Annotated in this window: 15 protein-coding genes and 1 tRNA gene; 10 read left to right on the forward strand and 6 right to left on the reverse strand. The window is 42.1% G+C overall.

The window, feature by feature from the left end:
- Positions 1-36: 36 nt before the first annotated feature.
- Positions 37-1,314, reverse strand: a complete 1,278-nt coding sequence (locus AC4CU0_RS01480) for an O-acetylhomoserine aminocarboxypropyltransferase/cysteine synthase family protein (protein ID WP_490742300.1) — start codon at positions 1,312-1,314, stop codon at positions 37-39.
- Between the two features lie 318 nt (positions 1,315-1,632).
- Between AC4CU0_RS01480 and ettA the strand changes: the two genes are divergently transcribed.
- The gene (ettA, locus tag AC4CU0_RS01485) at positions 1,633-3,294 is read left to right on the forward strand and encodes an energy-dependent translational throttle protein EttA (protein ID WP_180042172.1); all 1,662 of its coding nucleotides are present in this window, start codon (positions 1,633-1,635) and stop codon (positions 3,292-3,294) included.
- Between the two features lie 63 nt (positions 3,295-3,357).
- Here the strand turns inward: ettA and AC4CU0_RS01490 are convergent, their stop codons facing one another.
- Positions 3,358-3,768, reverse strand: coding sequence for an SEL1-like repeat protein (locus AC4CU0_RS01490; RefSeq protein ID WP_180024277.1), 411 nt, complete (start codon positions 3,766-3,768; stop codon positions 3,358-3,360).
- 353 nt (positions 3,769-4,121) lie between these two features.
- On the opposite strand from AC4CU0_RS01490, the gene AC4CU0_RS01495 reads away from it, so the two are divergent.
- Positions 4,122-5,093: a cation diffusion facilitator family transporter gene (locus AC4CU0_RS01495; protein ID WP_490742302.1), complete on the forward strand. Its 972-nt coding sequence runs from the start codon at positions 4,122-4,124 to the stop codon at positions 5,091-5,093.
- Positions 5,094-5,118: 25 nt separating this feature from the next.
- On the opposite strand, the gene AC4CU0_RS01500 is transcribed toward AC4CU0_RS01495, so the two are convergent.
- The 4 genes from AC4CU0_RS01500 to AC4CU0_RS01515 all read right to left on the reverse strand — a co-directional run bounded on the left by AC4CU0_RS01500 (position 5,119) and on the right by AC4CU0_RS01515 (position 7,753).
- Positions 5,119-5,460 (reverse strand): zinc-ribbon domain-containing protein, encoded by a 342-nt coding sequence (locus AC4CU0_RS01500; protein WP_078189395.1) that lies wholly within the window; start codon positions 5,458-5,460, stop codon positions 5,119-5,121.
- Between the two features lie 154 nt (positions 5,461-5,614).
- Positions 5,615-5,690: transfer RNA gene (locus AC4CU0_RS01505), tRNA-Glu, on the reverse strand.
- A gap of 91 nt (positions 5,691-5,781) precedes the next feature.
- A complete protein-coding gene (gene gltX, locus AC4CU0_RS01510; protein ID WP_168378189.1) occupies positions 5,782-7,290 on the reverse strand; it encodes a glutamate--tRNA ligase in 1,509 nt (502 codons plus the stop codon).
- A 169-nt stretch (positions 7,291-7,459) separates the two neighbouring features.
- Positions 7,460-7,753: a hypothetical protein gene (locus tag AC4CU0_RS01515; protein ID WP_180021495.1), complete on the reverse strand. Its 294-nt coding sequence runs from the start codon at positions 7,751-7,753 to the stop codon at positions 7,460-7,462.
- Positions 7,754-8,134: 381 nt separating this feature from the next.
- Here AC4CU0_RS01515 and AC4CU0_RS01520 point away from each other — a divergent pair, with 381 nt between their 5' ends.
- From AC4CU0_RS01520 to mraY, 8 genes are all read left to right on the forward strand, one after another.
- Positions 8,135-9,142: a sulfate ABC transporter substrate-binding protein gene (locus AC4CU0_RS01520; RefSeq protein WP_490742303.1), complete on the forward strand. Its 1,008-nt coding sequence runs from the start codon at positions 8,135-8,137 to the stop codon at positions 9,140-9,142.
- 247 nt (positions 9,143-9,389) lie between these two features.
- Positions 9,390-10,406: a sulfate ABC transporter substrate-binding protein gene (locus AC4CU0_RS01525; protein ID WP_490742304.1), complete on the forward strand. Its 1,017-nt coding sequence runs from the start codon at positions 9,390-9,392 to the stop codon at positions 10,404-10,406.
- Positions 10,407-10,591: 185 nt separating this feature from the next.
- Complete coding sequence (gene rsmH / locus AC4CU0_RS01530) at positions 10,592-11,503, forward strand: 16S rRNA (cytosine(1402)-N(4))-methyltransferase RsmH (protein ID WP_180008673.1); 912 nt, start codon at positions 10,592-10,594, stop codon at positions 11,501-11,503.
- A gap of 10 nt (positions 11,504-11,513) precedes the next feature.
- Positions 11,514-11,846 (forward strand): cell division protein FtsL, encoded by a 333-nt coding sequence (gene ftsL, locus AC4CU0_RS01535; protein WP_078189390.1) that lies wholly within the window; start codon positions 11,514-11,516, stop codon positions 11,844-11,846.
- A 12-nt stretch (positions 11,847-11,858) separates the two neighbouring features.
- Positions 11,859-13,685 (forward strand): penicillin-binding protein PBP3, encoded by a 1,827-nt coding sequence (gene ftsI / locus AC4CU0_RS01540; protein ID WP_490742305.1) that lies wholly within the window; start codon positions 11,859-11,861, stop codon positions 13,683-13,685.
- Between the two features lie 10 nt (positions 13,686-13,695).
- On the forward strand, positions 13,696-15,192 hold the full coding sequence (locus AC4CU0_RS01545) for a UDP-N-acetylmuramoyl-L-alanyl-D-glutamate--2,6-diaminopimelate ligase (protein ID WP_490742306.1): 1,497 nt from the start codon (positions 13,696-13,698) through the stop codon (positions 15,190-15,192).
- 9 nt (positions 15,193-15,201) lie between these two features.
- The gene (locus tag AC4CU0_RS01550; RefSeq protein WP_490742307.1) at positions 15,202-16,611 is read left to right on the forward strand and encodes a UDP-N-acetylmuramoyl-tripeptide--D-alanyl-D-alanine ligase; all 1,410 of its coding nucleotides are present in this window, start codon (positions 15,202-15,204) and stop codon (positions 16,609-16,611) included.
- Complete coding sequence (gene mraY / locus AC4CU0_RS01555) at positions 16,611-17,729, forward strand: phospho-N-acetylmuramoyl-pentapeptide-transferase (protein WP_490747052.1); 1,119 nt, start codon at positions 16,611-16,613, stop codon at positions 17,727-17,729. Before AC4CU0_RS01550 ends, mraY begins: the two co-directional genes overlap by 1 nt.
- The last annotated feature ends 39 nt before the right edge of the window (positions 17,730-17,768 follow it).

Genomic DNA, 17,768 nt, shown 5'->3' on the forward strand with positions numbered 1-17,768 from the left:
CTTAAAAATAAGACCTGTGGATTGTGCACTTGTGGTTTAAACAGCAGCTAAGGCTTGATCTAAGTCGGCAATCAAGTCATCTGCATGCTCGATCCCAATCGATAAACGAACCATATCAATGCTGACACCGGCTGCTTTGAGTTCATCTTCATTGAGCTGACGATGTGTCGTGGTCGCAGGATGGCAAGCTAAACTTTTGGCATCACCAATATTCACAAGGCGAGTAAATAACTGCAACGAATCGATGAAACGCGTGCCGCCTGCAAGGCCATCTTGAACCCCAAAGGAAAGAATCGCAGATGGTTTGCCTTTGACATATTTTTGCGCCAAAGCATGCTGAGGATGGTCTTTTAGGCCAGCGTAGTTGACCCATTTTACTTTTGGATGCGCTTGTAAATATTCCGCCACTTTTTGCGCATTTTCAGTATGACGCTCCATGCGCAGGCTTAAGGTTTCCAAACCTTGTAAGATCAAAAACACATTGTGCGGGCTGATCGCAGCGCCAGTATTACGTAATGGCACTACACGCGCACGGGCAATGTAGGCTGCTTCACCTAAGGCTTCGACATAATTGACCCCGTGGTAGCTTGGATCAGGGGTGTTGAGTGATTTAAAACGTTCAGGGTATTTGCCCCAAGGGAACTTGCCGCTATCGACAATAATGCCGCCGATCGAATTACCATGACCACCAATATATTTGGTGAGAGAGTGCACCACGATGTCGGCACCAAATTCAAATGATTTTTGCAGGACGGGAGTAGCTACGGTATTGTCCACTACTACAGGTATGCCAAATTCATGCGCAATTTTCGAAATTGCTTCGAGGTCAATAATATTGCCTAATGGGTTACCAATCGATTCGACAAAGACCAGCTTGGTTTTGTCATCGATGAGGCTGCGTAGTGCTTCAGGGTTTTGATAATCAAAGAAGCGAACTTCAATGCCTTGTTTCGGCAAGGTATGGGCAAACAGATTATATGTGCCGCCATATAGGGTTGAAACAGAAGCGATATTGTCGCCCGCTTCAGCAATGGTTTGAATCGCATATGTAATGGCTGCCATGCCTGATGCCAACGCCAGTGCACCTATACCACCTTCGAGCGCTGCAACACGCTGTTCAAGTACCGCCGTGGTTGGATTCATAATGCGGGTATAAATATTACCCTGAACTTTTAAGTCAAATAAATCAGCACCATGCTGCGTGTTATCAAAGGAATATGAGGTGGTTTGATAAATCGGCACCGCAACCGCTTTGGTGGTTGGCTCCGGTGTATACCCCGCGTGAATTGCTAAAGTTTCGTCTTTATAGGTCATGATTACTTCATCTAAGAGAGCTAGTTTTTAAACAGTCTATCAGTTATATATATGAATAAAAGTGCTTTATTTATAAAATTAATATCATAATTATTCATATTATTGAAATATTTTCAGCTAAAGATGAGCGAAATTATGCTTAAAAACGCATGTTTAAATTTTGTTCGCCATTAAACTTGTAACAATGCATTGAAGGCGTGTGCGAAACCTTATTTTTTCACGACTTTATGCGTATAATAGCCGATTATTTTTTCGCTCAATTGAGCAGGGGCAACTTTGTGTTGTTCCGTATATGTTTTGACTATTGAGGAGTCCTAAGTGGCCCAATATATTTACACGATGAACCGTGTGTCGAAGATGGTTCCGCCTAAGCGCGAAATCCTGAAAGACATCTCTTTATCATTTTTCCCAGGCGCAAAAATTGGTGTGCTTGGTCTAAACGGTGCAGGTAAATCTACCTTGCTTCGTATTATGGCGGGCGTAGATAAAGATTTCTCAGGTGAAGCACGTGCTCAACCGGGTATCAAAATTGGTTACCTTGAACAAGAGCCGCCATTGGATGAAAGCAAAGACGTTCGTGGTAACGTTGAAGACGGTTTACGTGAGCCGTTAGATGCTTTGGCGCGTCTTGATGAAGTGTTTGCAGAATATGCAGCAGAAGATGCTGACTTTGATGCACTTGCAAAAGAACAAGAGAAGTTAGAAGCCATTATCCATTCATGGGATGCACATAACATTGTGAACCAAATGGATCAGGCTGCTGCAGCGTTGAACCTTCCAGCTTGGGATGCAGATGTATCTAAGTTGTCTGGTGGTGAGCGCCGTCGTGTTGCACTTTGCCGTTTGTTATTGTCTAAACCAGACATGTTGCTTCTAGATGAACCTACGAACCATTTGGATGCTTCATCAGTATCATGGTTGGAACGTTTCTTGAAAGACTTCCCAGGTACGATCGTTGCGATTACCCATGACCGTTACTTCTTGGATAACGTGGCAGAGTGGATTCTTGAGCTTGACCGCGGCATGGGTATTCCATACCAAGGCAACTACTCTTCTTGGTTAGAGCAGAAAAATGCCCGTTTAGAGCAAGAACAGAAGCAAGAAGAATCTTTTGCTAAAGCATTGAAAAAAGAACTTGAATGGGTTCGTTCAAATGCTAAAGGTCAGCAAAAGAAAAACAAAGCGCGTATGGAGCGTTTTGAAGAGCTTAACTCACGCGAATTCCAACAGCGTAATGAAACGTCTGAAATCTATATTCCACCTGGTCCACGTCTAGGTAATAAAGTTGTAGAAGTTGAAGGTATTAGTAAATCCTTTGGTGACCGTACACTTTATAAAGATTTATCGTTCGTTGTACCACCTGCTGCAATTGTAGGTATCGTGGGCGAAAACGGTGCGGGTAAAACCACATTATTCCGTATGATGACAGGCGAACAACAACCAGATACAGGTACAGTTACACTGGGTGAGTCTGTTAAAGTGGCTTATGTTGGTCAGATTCGTGACACCTTAGATGACAACAAAACTGTTTGGGAAGAAGTTTCTGGCGGTTTAGATATCTTGAAAATTGGTGAATACGAAATCGCATCTCGTGCGTATATCGGTCGCTTTAACTTCAAAGGTCAAGATCAGCAAAAACGTGTAGGTCAATTGTCAGGTGGTGAACGAAACCGTTTACAACTTGCGAAAATCCTGCAAATGGGTGCAAACGTCATCTTACTCGATGAACCGTCAAACGACTTGGATATTGAAACTTTACGTGCGCTTGAAGATGCTATTCTGGTATTCCCAGGTACTGTCATGGTGATCTCGCATGACCGTTGGTTCCTCGACCGTATTGCAACGCACATCTTGTCATTTGAAGGTGAAACCCCTGAATTCTTCACGGGTAACTACCATGAATTTGAAGAATACCGTCGTAAACGTGATGGTGATGACCTTGTTGCAAAGCGTCAAAAATACCGCAAAATTGGTAACTAAGTTCCAGTTTTAAAATAAAAAACCAGCCTGCGGGCTGGTTTTTTATTGCTTAAGATTCAATGACTACACAACAATGTCTTCATAGGCATGATGTAAGACGTAGTCTGCTTGTTCATGGCCTTGTGCAGCCGCTTTACTGAGCCAAAGCTCTGCAAGTTCATAATTGCGGTCTAAGCCGAGTTCTCCACGTAAATAACCGAGACCTAAGCGATATTGGGCATCTTTATGACCTTTTAATGCGGCACTTAAAAAATTCCACATGGCATTGCGATAGTCAGTAGGGGATTGGTCTGCTGAATCCATAGTATGGTGACTGAGAAAGTCTTGATGGTGTTGAGCCGCAAGAATTTCAAAATAAGTCCCTTGGGCGTAATCACCCTCGGCTTCTGGAATCGAAAGGTGCATTCCTTGCAACTTTGGATTCATCTGTTGTGACAACAGTGCATAGATTTTTTTCAGAGCTTGTATCATCATTGTTAAACTCCTTGTTGCTAAATATAACCACTTGATTAATAAAAATATTAATTGCAGTCATTCGTGCGCTGCGATGAATGATTTAATTGTTTTAAACAGATCACACTTAAGATGAAAATTAGCATGCTTGTCATGATATGTGAATAGGTATTGAAAAATATTTATAAGTAATTTCAGTCATCTAGATCGCGAAAAATTAATTTGAATAAATTGAAAGAGGATGCTGAAAAAGCAGTTTTTAAGCTTGAAAGTAAAACGTAATACTGAAGGTTGAATGATGTAATTTTATTACGTTTGCTGCACCTGTTAAGCTCATGACTGAAGAATATATAATTTATAAAGGTCAGAAAATAATGAGCGAGCATCATGGGCATGACCACAGCCATGCCGTTGTCACAGAAGGGAATGTCAAAAAATTAAGTTTTGCCTTAGCACTGACCACGACATTTTTGATTGTTGAAGTCATTGCTGGATTTATGACGCAAAGTTTGGCGCTATTGTCAGATGCGGCACATATGTTCACCGATGCTGCAGCCCTTGCCATAGCATTGGTCGCGATCAAAATTGGCAAGCTTCCCGCTGATAACAAACGTACATTTGGCTATCAGCGTTTTGAAATTTTGGCAGCCTTGTTTAATGCCTTGATGCTATTTGTGGTTGCGATTTATATTTTGTATGAGGCCTATCAGCGCTTTTCAACGCCGCCGGAAATTCAAAGTATGGGCATGATGATTGTGGCCGTCATCGGTCTAATCATTAACTTAATCTCGATGCGTATTTTATTTTCCAGTTCACAAGAAAGCTTGAATGTGAAAGGGGCGTATCTAGAGGTGTTAAGTGATGCCTTAGGTTCGGTCGGTGTGATTATTGGCGCAGCGATTATTTATTTTACCGGCTGGATGTGGGTCGATACGCTTATTGCGGTGCTCATTGGCTTTTGGGTCTTACCAAGGACTTGGATTTTACTCAAACAAAGTATCAATATTTTATTGGAAGGTGTGCCTGAAGAAATTGACATTGAAAAATTACGCAATGATTTATTGGCACTCAAAGGGGTGGAGAGTATTCACCAGTTAAAGGTCTGGGCAATAACATCAAAGAATGTGCATTTGACAGTTCATCTCTTTGCACCTGAAGCCGATCGTAATGCCTTGTATTTTGAGGCGATTGAAATGTTGCAACATGAACATGGAATCACGGAGATGACATTACAAATCGAAGAAGATGAATGTGTGGTACATCAACATACCCAAAAGTCTGATCATGCACATGGGTATCATCAAGATGATCACGCGCATTCTCATGATGAATCACATCAGCACTAATGCTGATGTAATTTAAATGGCCGGCTTAGATTTCCCACTCATGATTACATTCGCGGCATTTCCATTTTTTCTGTGATTGCATAAAACCTTGCATTGAAATTTTGAAATCTGGCAGGTCGCGATAGAACATGAAGCCAGCAATCAAGCAAGCAATAAATACAACAACAGTCGCAGTTTGTAATGTAGTACCTGCACCGTCACCAAAAATCCACATTGCGATGCTGATAATCACCAACAGTAAAAGAATAAATACCGCAGGGATGAGGATAATCAGGCTTTTAGGCACGACAGGACGAGCAACAGGCTGACCTGCTTGCGCAAGGGGCATAATTTTAGGGCTTTGACATTTTGGGCAACGGTATTGCATTGCAACTCCATAATTTTAATCTATGGTTTATTTTAATCAGAATGACGCAGAAAGCAAAAATACCGTAAATTTAAATCAGATAAAATTTAGGCAATAAAAAACCCAAGTCATAATGCTTGGGTTTTTTATAAGATGATTTGCATCACCTTGAATATGGCGTCCCTACGGGGATTCGAACCCCGGTTACCGCCGTGAAAGGGCGATGTCCTAGGCCTCTAGACGATAGGGACAATTTGAGGCAACTTAGAGTTGGTTGACACCATCTCTCGGTATGGGCGCTATATTAGGGGGATAACGCCCATCCGTCAACTAAAAAATCAATTAAGCTTCATCAACTGCATCATTTTTCGGCAGTTTTAGGCTTTCATTGAGTTTTTCCCATGCTTTTGTTTCTTTTTTACTCGGACCGCCCACAATTTCAAGCGCATGACGTAAGCGAGCAAAGGTTAAATCAGGACCAATGGTTACCATCGATTGCATAACCGGTGTCGAAGATGTCGAACCAGCAATAGCAATAAAGAAGGTTGGCATGAAGTCACGAAGTTTAATGTCCATTTGGTTCGCCAAATCCATCAAAGTTTGGCTGACAGTATCATTGTTCCAAGTGAACATGCTTTCTAGACGCCAAATGGCAAATTGAAGGCTTTGACGAACTTGTTCTTCAGTCAATTTTTTGCTTTCAAACTGTTCTTTGCTGAGTGTTGGGAATTGGTTGAAATAAAAACCTGCCCAATTCACTGCTTCAGACAATAAATTAATACGCGGTTGAATCGCAGCAGCAATTTCTTCCAAGGTATTACGATCAGATTTCCAAGCCAGTAGGGTATCGAGCAATTGACCCGGTGTTAAACCTTTAATCCATTGACCATTTAACCAGTTCAACTTTTCAACATCAAAGATTGGACCGCCTAGTGATACACGTTGAATGTCAAAGTGTTCAATCATTTCAGCCAAAGTGAATTTTTCACTTTCATCTGGCATTGACCAACCCATACGGCCTAAGTAGTTCAATAATGCTTCAGGTAAAACGCCGATGTCTTTGTAGTAGTTAATTGAGGTTGGGTTTTTGCGTTTAGACAGTTTTGATTTATCTGGGTTACGTAACAGCGGCATGTGGCAAAGTACAGGCATGTCCCAACCAAAATATTTGTACAATAATTGGTGTTTAGGCGCAGATGGAATCCATTCTTCACCACGAATTACGTGAGTGATTTCCATTAAATGGTCATCAACCACGTTTGCTAAGTGATACGTCGGTAAACCATCGGTTTTCAGTAGAATTTGCATGTCAACTTGCGCCCAAGGAATTTCGACTTCACCACGCAGTAAGTCATTAAATTTACAAATCCCTTCTTCAGGTACTTTCATACGAATGACATGCGGTTCACCAGCAGCCAAACGCTGTGCCACTTCTTCTGCAGTGTGTTTTAAGCCACGACCGTCATAACGCGGTGATTCACCACGCGCTTGTTGTTCCGCACGCATTTGATCGAGTTCTTCTGCTGTTGCGAAGCAGTAGAATGCATGGCCTTTTTCAACCAGTTCCAAAGCATATTGTTTATAAATGTCCATACGTTCAGATTGACGGTATGGCGCATGAGGGCCACCCACATCTGGACCTTCTGACCAGTTCAAACCTAACCAACGCAATGAATCTAAAATCATTTTCTCAGATTCTGGGGTAGAGCGCAGTTGGTCTGTATCTTCAATACGAAGAATAAATTCACCGCCATGTTGCTTCGCAAAACATAAGTTAAACAATGCAATATAAGCAGTCCCAACATGCGGGAAACCAGTAGGAGAAGGTGCGATACGAGTACGAACAGTCATAATCAGCTTTTAATCAGAATGTAAATTGGGATCTATTATAACGAAAAAGCCTGATCACTTAATGCTTAATTCAACATTGAATGATCAGGCATTTTTAAGTATTTTTTAGACGACAGTAGGGGAACTCGTCTAAAACAATAGCTTGGATGACATGAGTATGCTGATGTCGTTATGAGTTGCTACCAGAAAAAATGGCTTGAACAAGACGAGAAAAACTTTGGTTTTGTGATGCAAAGAAACTTTGAGTCGGTGCTGCTTTAATAGACGTAAGTACTTTTAAATTATCGTCTGTACGGCCTTTACCTTCAGATTTTTGCTGATTAATCGCTTTTTCGATCAATGAGGTACGTTCAGCAGGCATCGTAAGTTTATTATTCGATGCGGTGCTGGTTGCAGCACACAAAGCAGTCTGTGCAGTCACACTTAAACTTAAGCCTAGGCATAGTGCGTATGAAAATTTCATGTCCAAATCTCCCCCTAGTTTTGGTGATGGAACTTTTTATTTGCAAAATAGTTTTAATATTTAGACTACGATTTAACCATCTTTCGTAATTAAAAAGTAGAACTACGTCACAATTTTTACAAAAAAACTAAAAAAGTCTGTACTAGGATTACCTAAATAGACTGTTTTCTCCAGATTTTCGGATGTTTTAGCAAACAACTATGAAGATAGCATGGAGATCGCTTCTGATTGTTGCTGTATTAGCAGAATTAAAGCTTTAAATACGTTATTTTTAGATATCTTTAAAAAAGAAATAGATTTGAATTTATATTATAGATAGCTGATTGTTAAAGTTATTTTTGATTTATATAGTGCTCTCAAGATCAATTTGAGTTTGAGCAGATGAAAAAAATAATAGCATCGGGTATTTTCGCTTTATTGGGTGGGGTAGCAGTACAGGTATATGCCGCAAAAGATTTCTTAAATGTCTCATATGATCCAACACGTGAGTTTTATCAGGAATATAACCAAGAATTTGGACAATATTGGAAAAAACGTACAGGACAAGAGATTAATTTTAAACAATCTTACGGTGGTTCTGGCAAACAAGCTCGTGCAGTGGCAACAGGTTTACAAGCAGACGTTGTCACTTTGGCATTGGCCAATGATATTGATGAAATTGTGGCGACTGGACAAATCAATAAAAATTGGCAAAAACAATTTCCACATAATTCTGCACCGTATACCTCAACTATCGTATTTTTGGTGCGTAAGGGCAACCCGAAAAAAATTAAAGATTGGAATGACCTGACCAAACCGGGTGTTGAAATTATTACGCCAAATCCAAAAACAGGTGGGGCACCGCGTTGGATCTATTTATCAGCTTGGGGATATGCCTTAAAACAACCGGGTGGAAATGATGCCAAAGCCAAAGAATTGGTGAAAAAACTTTATAGCAATGTCAAAGTTTTGGATTCTGGCGCGCGTGGTTCACTCACGACCTTTGCTGAGCGTGGCATTGGAGATGTCTTGCTGTCTTGGGAAAATGAGGCACTGTTAGCGACTCAGGGCTTAGGCAAAGATAAATATGACATTGTTTATCCGTCTATTTCGATTTTAGCTGAACCTTCAGTAGCTGTAGTGGATAAAACTGTCGACAAAAATGGTAATCGAAATTTGGCGAAAGGTTATTTGAACTATCTATATTCACCTAAAGGCCAAGAGCTGGCAGGTAAATATTTCTTCCGCCCTCGCGATGCAAAAGCCACTGCAAAGTACGCTGCTCAATTCCCGAAAGTTCAAACTTTTACCATTGATAAAGTGTTTGGCGGTTGGGCTAAAGCGCAAAAAACACATTTTGTGAATGGTGCGATTTTCGATCAAATCTATAGTGAAAAGAATAAAGAGTAAGTCTGTAAATAAAGTTGAGTGGTGTAAAACGGATAATTTAGATTATCCGTTTTTTGCATATATAATGCATAAAAATCTATATATATGGAATAAGTAGATTGTTTTTGTGTATTTTAATATGAAAAACAAACAATTAAATTCGCTACGTTAGCTGTATCAAGCAAAGGGTCTAAACTTGCTGCAATTGCGATTTATGACTTTATTTCATATATTTAGCAGTATTGAATATAACTTTATGCTGGCTGTTATGAAAACTCAATTTAAGGCGTGGTTCAGTGCTGCGTTGCTCGCCACTGGTGTTGCTTTCTCAGCGTCTGCTCAGGCCGCTGATCGTGAATTTTTAAACGTTTCTTATGATGCAACGCGTGAATTTTATGACGAATTTAATAAGTCATTTGGCGCATATTGGAAAGAGCGTACGGGTAAAACGGTCGCATTTAAACAATCACATGGTGGTTCCGGCAAACAAGCCCGTTCCGTGGTTGATGGCTTAAAAGGTGATGTCGTGACTTTGGCGTTGGCCAATGACATCGAAGAAATTGTGAAGTCTGGACAGATTCAGCCGGGTTGGCAAAAAGAGTTTCCACATAACTCAGCGCCATATACGTCAACGATTGTCTTCATGGTGCGTAAGGGCAACCCGAAACATATTAAAGATTGGTCTGATTTAACCAAACCGGGTGTACAAATTATTACCCCGAACCCGAAAACTGGCGGTCTCCCACGTTGGGTTTACTTGTCAGCTTGGGGTTATGCTTTGAAACAACCGGGTGGTAATGAAGCGAAAGCCAAAGATTTCGTGGGTAAAATGTACCATAACGTAAAAGTGATGGACTCTGCGGCACGTGCATCGATGACTACTTTTGCTGAACGAGGCATCGGTGATGTACTGTTAACTTGGGAAAACGAAGCTTTAGTTACTCAAAAAACTTTGGGTAAAAACAAATTTGATATCGTGTATCCATCGATGTCGATTTTGACTGAGCCTTCAGTGGCAATCGTGGACAAAACTGTCGATAAGAATGGTAATAAATGGTTAGCTCAAGGCTATATCAATTATCTTTATTCTCCATTAGGTCAAGAGATGGCAGCTCGTCATTTCTACCGCCCACGTAATGCAGCAGTTTTAGCAAAATATAAATCACAGTTCCCGCCATTAAAAACCTTTACCATTGATGAAGTGTTTGGTGGTTGGGCAAAAGCTCAACAAACACATTTTGTGAATGGTGGGATCTTCGATCAGATCTACAATAACAAGCGCTAATACATCGAAATCTATGATTTGAGATGTTCAAAGACCTCCTTCGGGAGGTTTTTTAATGGATACCAAAAAATAAAAACGGTTTTCTCTATGGAAAGTAATATTTCTGTACAAAAAGACGTTTGGAGCTTTGCTAAAACAAGGTAATAATGTGCAGTTACATTTTTAGCTGTGTTGAACGAACCCTTATGTCGCATATTTCTGTATTACTTCATGAAACTGTTGATGCTTTACTGGCAGATCGCAATACAGGAATTTTCGTAGATGGCACATTTGGGCGTGGCGGTCATACACGTTTATTACTGTCTAAATTAGATGAAAATGCACGTGTTTATGCCTTTGATAAAGACCCGCAAGCATTGGCCGTTGCAGCAGAATTAGAACAAGAAGATGCGCGTTTCAAAATTATTCACGCCAGTTTTGCAGACTTAAAAGAAGAACTGCGTAGTCGTGGTATCGATTTGGTCGACGGTATTATGGCGGATTTGGGTGTGTCATCTCCACAGTTAGACCAAGCAGAGCGTGGCTTTAGCTTTATGAAAGATGGTCCACTTGATATGCGTATGGACAACTCACAAGGCCCAACAGCCGCAGAGTGGTTGGTTGATATTGAAGAAGAAGATTTGGCCAATATTATTTTTAAATATGGTGAAGAACGTTATAGCCGCCGTATTGCCAAAGCAATTAAAGCGGCAGGGTATATTGAAACCACAGCTCAATTGGCTGAAATCGTGAAAGTTGCCCACCCGAAATGGGAAAAAAATAAACATGCAGCGACACGAACTTTCCAAGCAATTCGTATTGCTATTAACAAGGAACTCGACGATATTGATATCTTCTTACCTCAAGCGGTGGATATGCTGAAACCTGAGGGCACTCTTGCAGTGATCAGTTTCCACTCTTTAGAGGATCGTTTAATTAAACAATTTATTCAAAAAGAATCTACACTTGCAGAAGACACCGGCTGGGGTTTACCACAAAAACGCGAAGATACCCGCCGCTTAAAAAAAGTGTCACGAATTAAAGCAAGTGAAGAAGAAGTTAAAGCCAATCCACGATCTCGTAGTGCTTGGCTTCGTGTGGCAGAGCGTTTAGCTTAAAAGGCAAAGAATGAAAACCGAAGCAATCGAAAAAAACTCTGATCAATCGCAGTCGAAGAAAATCATTACATACGGCATTTTATTGCTCTTGGTTTTTGTGAGTGCGATTATGGTGGTCTTTCAAGTCTTTGAATATCGCCAAGATTATCGTCAATTGAGTACCTATATGCGTGAAAGGGATGACCTCAACGCAGAATGGGGACGTTTGCTGATCGAACAACAAACTTTCGGTGCAACAGCCCAAATTGGGACACGTGCAGTTACCCAATTACGCATGTATTCGCCTCCTATTGCACAAACCGTTGTTATTTCATTGCCACAAACTCCAGAACAGAAAAAATAGGCTGCCGGTCACATGGTTGAAAAGAGAAACAAACAAACTCCGCGTAAAAAACAGCAGTCTGTTACTGGTCGTACAGCCATTTCGGTGGAGATGTGGCGCTATCACTTGATGTGGGCGGTGGTTTTACTATGCTTCATTGCATTGGTGGGGCGGGCTTTTTATGTACAAATCATCAATAAAGACTTTTTACAAAATAAAGCCAATGCCAAAATTTTAAGAACTGAAACCTTAAAAGCCATGCGCGGTGTCATCTATGACCGTCACGGTGTGCCTTTAGCGATTAGTACCCCGATCATGAAAATCGTGATCGATCCACGTGATTATTTTGACAATAAAAAACTCTTTGAAGAAACCACGGCTGAATTGGCTAAAGATCCAAACAATCGTAAATTAAAACGTCAATTACCCGATAAAAATCTAAGCTTAGATGAACTTGCTGATGCTGTCGGGATGGATCGTGCTGAACTGAAACGCAAAATGAATGAGCGTCCACGTTCACGTTATTTGGTTTTAAAGAAAGAAGTACCGCCGCAACAAGCTGAATTGATCATGAAACGTGACTTTCAGGGCGTATATACTGAGAAAAACTATAAGCGCTACTATCCACAGCCTCAGCCAAACTCACAAATTATTGGCTTAACCAATAGTGAGGGCATGGGTATTGAAGGCTTGGAAATGCAGCTGAATGAACGTCTTGCAGGCGTAGATGGTGCGCAGCAAATTGTCCGAGATAAAAAAGGCAACCGCGTTAAAGACCCTGAGATCGTGAAAGAGGTTGAGTCGGGTGAAAATATCACGCTGAGTATTGATTCACGTTTGCAATACATTATGTATCGTGAGTTGACTGCAGCCGGCGTAGCCAATAACGCACGTTCTGCAACCGCGATTGCCGTGGATGTCAAAACAGGTGAAATTTTAGCGATGACGTCTTGGCCGTCGTACAACCCGAATGATAAAAAAGGTGTCTTAAATAAAGATGCTATGCGTAACCGTGGTGCGATTGACTCCTTTGAGCCAGGTTCAACCATGAAGCCAATGACCGTGGCAATGGCGTTGGAAAGCGGTAAATACACGGCAAATACGGTGGTAAATACTACACCGGGTTCTATGCGCGTTGGCAATCATACTATTCGAGACACGCATAACTATGGTCCTCTGACTTTGGGCGGCATTATTCAAAAATCGTCTAACGTCGGTGTGGCAAAAATCGCTTTATCTCTCCCTTATGAAACATTACCGACCTTCTATCAACGTCTTGGCTTTGGTCAACGTTCAGCCGTGAAATTCCCCGGCGAAAGTGCTGGTCTGATTTTGCCGAAGAGCAAATGGAATGTGTCTGAAGTAGCAACCATGGCTTATGGTTATGGTTTGAACGCTACAGTGCTCCAACTGGCTGATGCTTATGCCATGATTGCCAACAAAGGCGTCAAAATGCCACTGAGCTTGTACAAGCTTGAGGAAAAGCCGAAAGGTGAGCAGATGATTGACCCTAAAATTGCTGATCAAGTGCTTTTAATGATGGAAGCGGTGACCTTACCGGGTGGTACGGCACGTCAAGCCAATATTCCGGGTTATCGCGTGGCAGGTAAAACTGGTACAGCACATAAATTACGTGCAGACCGTAAAGGTTATTCGACTTCAGAATATCGTGCACTCTTTGCTGGTGTCGCACCAGTGAGTGATCCACGTTTGGCCATGATTGTTGTGGTGGAAAACCCAACAGGTCAGTATTACGGTGGCCTGGTGGCTGCACCCGTTTTTGCTCGTGTAATGCAAGAATCTTTACGTTTAATGAACGTACCTTTAGATAAACCTTTAGACACTCCTAAGATCCAGTAATAGGTGATGAATGAAAATTACGTTTCAAGATCTATACACCGTTGAACAGCCCGCTGAATGGATGTCGCAATCCTTTCAGGGCTTCAATCTGGATAGTCGCAAAATTACAGCAGGGCAAATATTTATTGCCCTGACTTCGTTTTCGCAACCTGAAAAAACAGCACAATTTGCACGTGCAGCGTTAGAGAATGGCGCGTTGGCGGTCATTTCAGAAACTGATTTGGGCTTGGATCAAAGTGTCGTGATCGCGGATGTGCGTCAATTGATGGGGCAGTGGCAAAAGCAATATTTACAGGCGATTCAACCAGCTCAAGCTGCACGAATTTTGGCAGTGACGGGTACCAATGGTAAAACCACGATCTCTCGTTTAATCGCTGAATTACTCATGCTGCAAGGCAAAAAATGTGCAGTGATGGGAACCACTGGTAACGGAATTTTACCGAATTTAGAAGCCTCTTCTCACACCACTTTAGATGCGTTACATATGCAAAATGCGTTGCATACCTATGCACTTGAAGGTGCAGAGTTTGCTGCCATTGAGGCAAGTTCGCATGGCTTAGAACAAGGTCGATTAAATGGCTGTGCAATTGAAATTGCCGCTTATAGCAATTTAAGTCGTGACCATTTGGATTATCATAAAACCCTTGAAGCCTATGCTGAAGCGAAATCACGTTTGTTTCAGTTTCCATCGCTCAAAGTTGCAGTCATCAATCTCGATGATGAACATGCAGAAGTGATGCTGAATGCCACACGCCAAAACCCGGCTCAGCCTAAAATTTTGACTTATTCAACGCGACAGGCTGCGGATTATCAAGTGACGGATATTCAATACAGCTTAACAGGCGCGCAATTTAAATTGCGTACCGCTCAGGCTGAATTTGTGGTGCAAAGTCCATTATTGGGACACTTCAATATTGAAAACATCGTGGCAAGCTTAATTTCAGCGGAACAAGCAGGTTTTGACTTATCTGCCTTGATCGCAACTGCACCCGAGTTAAAAGGTGCGCCGGGTCGTATGCAAGTGATCCGTGATGATGAGCGCCTGTTTGTGGTGGATTATGCACATACACCAGATGCCTTGATTCAAGTGTTACAGACCTTAAAACGTCATGTATCGCAACAGTTATGGGCGGTGTTTGGCTGTGGTGGTGATCGTGACCGTGGTAAGCGTCCATTGATGACACAAGCGGCATTAAACCATGCAGATGTTGCGTTGATTACCTCGGATAATCCACGTACTGAAAACCCAGAACAAATTTTTGCAGATATGACGGCTGGTATTGATTTTACTGGAAAAACTGTCCATGAAATTCATGACCGCCGTGAAGCGATTAAATTCGCAGTCAACCATGCGCAAGCGGGTGATATTGTGGTGATTGCTGGTAAAGGCCATGAAAACTATCAAGAAATTGATGGTGTTCGACATTGGTTTGATGATGTGGTGGAAGTGAAATCAGCAATTGATTCACAGCATCACAACACTGACTCTGCTTATCCAGCGCAATAGGAAACAGATATGCATACTTCAACGACCAGTACGGTTCCGTTAGAACCTTGGACTGCCGAACAGTTGGTTCAAGCGACACAAGGGTACTGGCATAACAATCAAGCGCCGACAGGTCCTGTGAAACGAATTTTGACCGACTCACGTCATGCAGAGCAAGGCGATGCTTTTCTTGCCCTGAAAGGTGAACGCTTTGATGCGCATGACTTCCTTGCTCAAGTGGCTGAAAAGCGTTGTGAAATTGCCATTGTGAGTCATCCGGTCGATGTGGATATTTGTCAGTTGGTGGTTGCAGATACACGTTTGGCGCTTGGACATTTGGGTGCATTTCGTCGTGCCCAAAACCCAGCTTTAAAAGTCATTGCCTTGACAGGAAGCAGTGGTAAAACCACAACCAAAGAGATGCTCGGGAGTATCCTTTCTCGTCTTGCACCAACATTAATTACGCGCGGTAATTTAAATAATGACCTTGGCGTACCGATGATGTTACTTGAGTTGCGTCCAGAACATCAGTATGCCGTGATGGAGCTTGGTGCCAGTCATAAGGGTGAAATTGATTACACCTCAAATTTGGTACAGCCTCAGGTTGCCGGTATTTTAAATATTGGCACTGCTCATATGGGTGAATTTGGTGGGCGTGATGGCATTTGTCGTGCCAAGTCTGAAATTTATGCACATATAGCGAAAACAGGAACTTCGATTGTTCCTGCGGCAGATGATTTTACAGATGCCATTCGTCAAGCGGTGCAAACTGAGCAAGTAATGAGTTTTGGTCAGGGCGGGGATGTCTTTGCGACTGAGACGGAGCTTCAGGCTCAATCTTCACGTTTTATCTTAAATACGCCACAAGGTGCACGTCCTGTTCAACTGCCATTTGCTGGTGAACATAATGTGCAAAATGCCACTGCAGCCGCAGCTTTCGCGTTGTCGATTGGCGTGAGTTTAGATGACATCGTTGTGGGTCTTGAACATGCAACTGGTGCCAAAGGTCGTCTAAACTTTATTCAACACAAAGATTACTTGTTTATTGATGATACTTACAATGCAAATCCAACCTCAATGCGTGCTGCTGCTGATGTACTTGCGCAGCAAGATGGCATCAAAGTCATGGTCATTGGGGATATTGGTGAGTTAGGTTCATCTGCTGCACAGCAGCACTACATGTTGGGACGTGATCTTGTCTCACACTCTGGTCTTCAATTTGTCGTTGCTGTCGGTGAGTTTTCACCTGCTGTGCAAGAAGGCGCGCGCAGTACACAATATGGTAAAAAATTACAGGCCTTTCTTACTCAAGAACAGGCTTTACCGTTATTAATTAGTCTAGTCAAAACACATCAGCCTCAGTCCATGAGTTTCCTGTTTAAAGGTTCTCGTTATACCCACATGGAAACTTTGATGGCTGAATTGATGGAGAAACTTTAATGCTGTTATGGTTATTTGAGCAGCTTGCGGGTTATCACAGCTCGTTTCAGGTTGTTCGTTATTTAACGCTTCGTTCGCTACTCAGTGTCTTAACGGCATTGGCCATTGGTCTGCTGCTTGGACCGGTGATGATTCGCAAATTGCAAGCTCTCAAATATGGTCAAGCAGTCAGTTCATTTGCACCAGAAAACCATGCGAAAAAAATGGGTACGCCGACCATGGGTGGCGTACTGATCCTGCTCTCCATTGGTATTTCAACTTTACTTTGGGCCGATTTATCTAACCCATACGTATGGATTGTACTCGGTGTGATGGTGATCTTCGGTGCTGTCGGCTGGGCAGATGACTGGATTAAAATCCGTTATAAAGACAACGCAGGGCTACCCGCGAAGAAGAAATTCTTCTGGACTTCAGTGGCATCTTTAGGTGCAGGTATTGCTTTGTATGTCATTGCAACGCAACAAGCGAATCCTGTGCATACTGCCAACATGCTGGATTTGTTGATTCCATTCTTTAAAGATATCAGCATTCCACTTTCAATCATTCCTTTGGGTATTGGCTTTATTGTCTTTACTTATTTAGTGATTAACGGTGCGTCTAATGCGGTGAACTTAACCGATGGTTTAGATGGTCTGGCGATTATGCCGATCGTTTTGGTTGCCGCAGGTTTAGGTGTATTTGCTTATCTGGCTGGTGATGTTCGTTTTGCCGATTATTTACATATCCCTTATGTGAAATACGCATCTGAACTTGTCGTGATCTGTGCGGCAATGATCGGTGCTGGTTTGGCATTCTTATGGTTTAACGCGCATCCAGCGCAAGTGTTTATGGGTGATGTCGGTGCCTTATCTCTAGGTGCGATGCTCGGTACGATCGCAGTCATGGTTCGTCAAGAAATCGTTTTTGCCATTATGGGCGGTGTCTTTGTGGTTGAAGCTATTTCTGTTTTCTTGCAAATTGGTTCGCTGCGTATGCGGAACAAGCGTGTATTCTTAATGGCACCGCTGCACCATCACTATGAGAAAAAGGGATGGCGTGAAACTCAGGTGGTGATTCGTTTTTGGATTATCACAATTATGCTGGTAGTTTTGGGTCTAATGACTTTAAAATTACGTTAAGCAAATAAATAAACGAAACCGGCATTTGCTCCCACAGAT

It is taken from the genome of Acinetobacter sp. LipI_15, assembly GCF_058242865.1.

Bases quoted from the DNA above. Each gene is read 5' to 3' on its own strand.
- AC4CU0_RS01480 (WP_490742300.1), bottom strand. From the start codon at position 1,314: ATGACCTATAAAGACGAAACTTTAGCAATTCACGCGGGGTATACACCG.
- AC4CU0_RS01490 (WP_180024277.1), bottom strand. From the start codon at position 3,768: ATGATGATACAAGCTCTGAAAAAAATCTATGCACTGTTGTCACAACAG.
- AC4CU0_RS01495 (WP_490742302.1), top strand. From the start codon at position 4,122: ATGAGCGAGCATCATGGGCATGACCACAGCCATGCCGTTGTCACAGAA.
- AC4CU0_RS01500 (WP_078189395.1), bottom strand. From the start codon at position 5,460: ATGCAATACCGTTGCCCAAAATGTCAAAGCCCTAAAATTATGCCCCTT.
- gltX (WP_168378189.1), bottom strand. From the start codon at position 7,290: ATGACTGTTCGTACTCGTATCGCACCTTCTCCTACTGGTTTCCCGCAT.
- AC4CU0_RS01515 (WP_180021495.1), bottom strand. From the start codon at position 7,753: ATGAAATTTTCATACGCACTATGCCTAGGCTTAAGTTTAAGTGTGACT.
- AC4CU0_RS01520 (WP_490742303.1), top strand. From the start codon at position 8,135: ATGAAAAAAATAATAGCATCGGGTATTTTCGCTTTATTGGGTGGGGTA.
- AC4CU0_RS01525 (WP_490742304.1), top strand. From the start codon at position 9,390: ATGAAAACTCAATTTAAGGCGTGGTTCAGTGCTGCGTTGCTCGCCACT.
- rsmH (WP_180008673.1), top strand. From the start codon at position 10,592: ATGTCGCATATTTCTGTATTACTTCATGAAACTGTTGATGCTTTACTG.
- ftsL (WP_078189390.1), top strand. From the start codon at position 11,514: ATGAAAACCGAAGCAATCGAAAAAAACTCTGATCAATCGCAGTCGAAG.
- ftsI (WP_490742305.1), top strand. From the start codon at position 11,859: ATGGTTGAAAAGAGAAACAAACAAACTCCGCGTAAAAAACAGCAGTCT.
- AC4CU0_RS01545 (WP_490742306.1), top strand. From the start codon at position 13,696: ATGAAAATTACGTTTCAAGATCTATACACCGTTGAACAGCCCGCTGAA.
- AC4CU0_RS01550 (WP_490742307.1), top strand. From the start codon at position 15,202: ATGCATACTTCAACGACCAGTACGGTTCCGTTAGAACCTTGGACTGCC.
- mraY (WP_490747052.1), top strand. From the start codon at position 16,611: ATGCTGTTATGGTTATTTGAGCAGCTTGCGGGTTATCACAGCTCGTTT.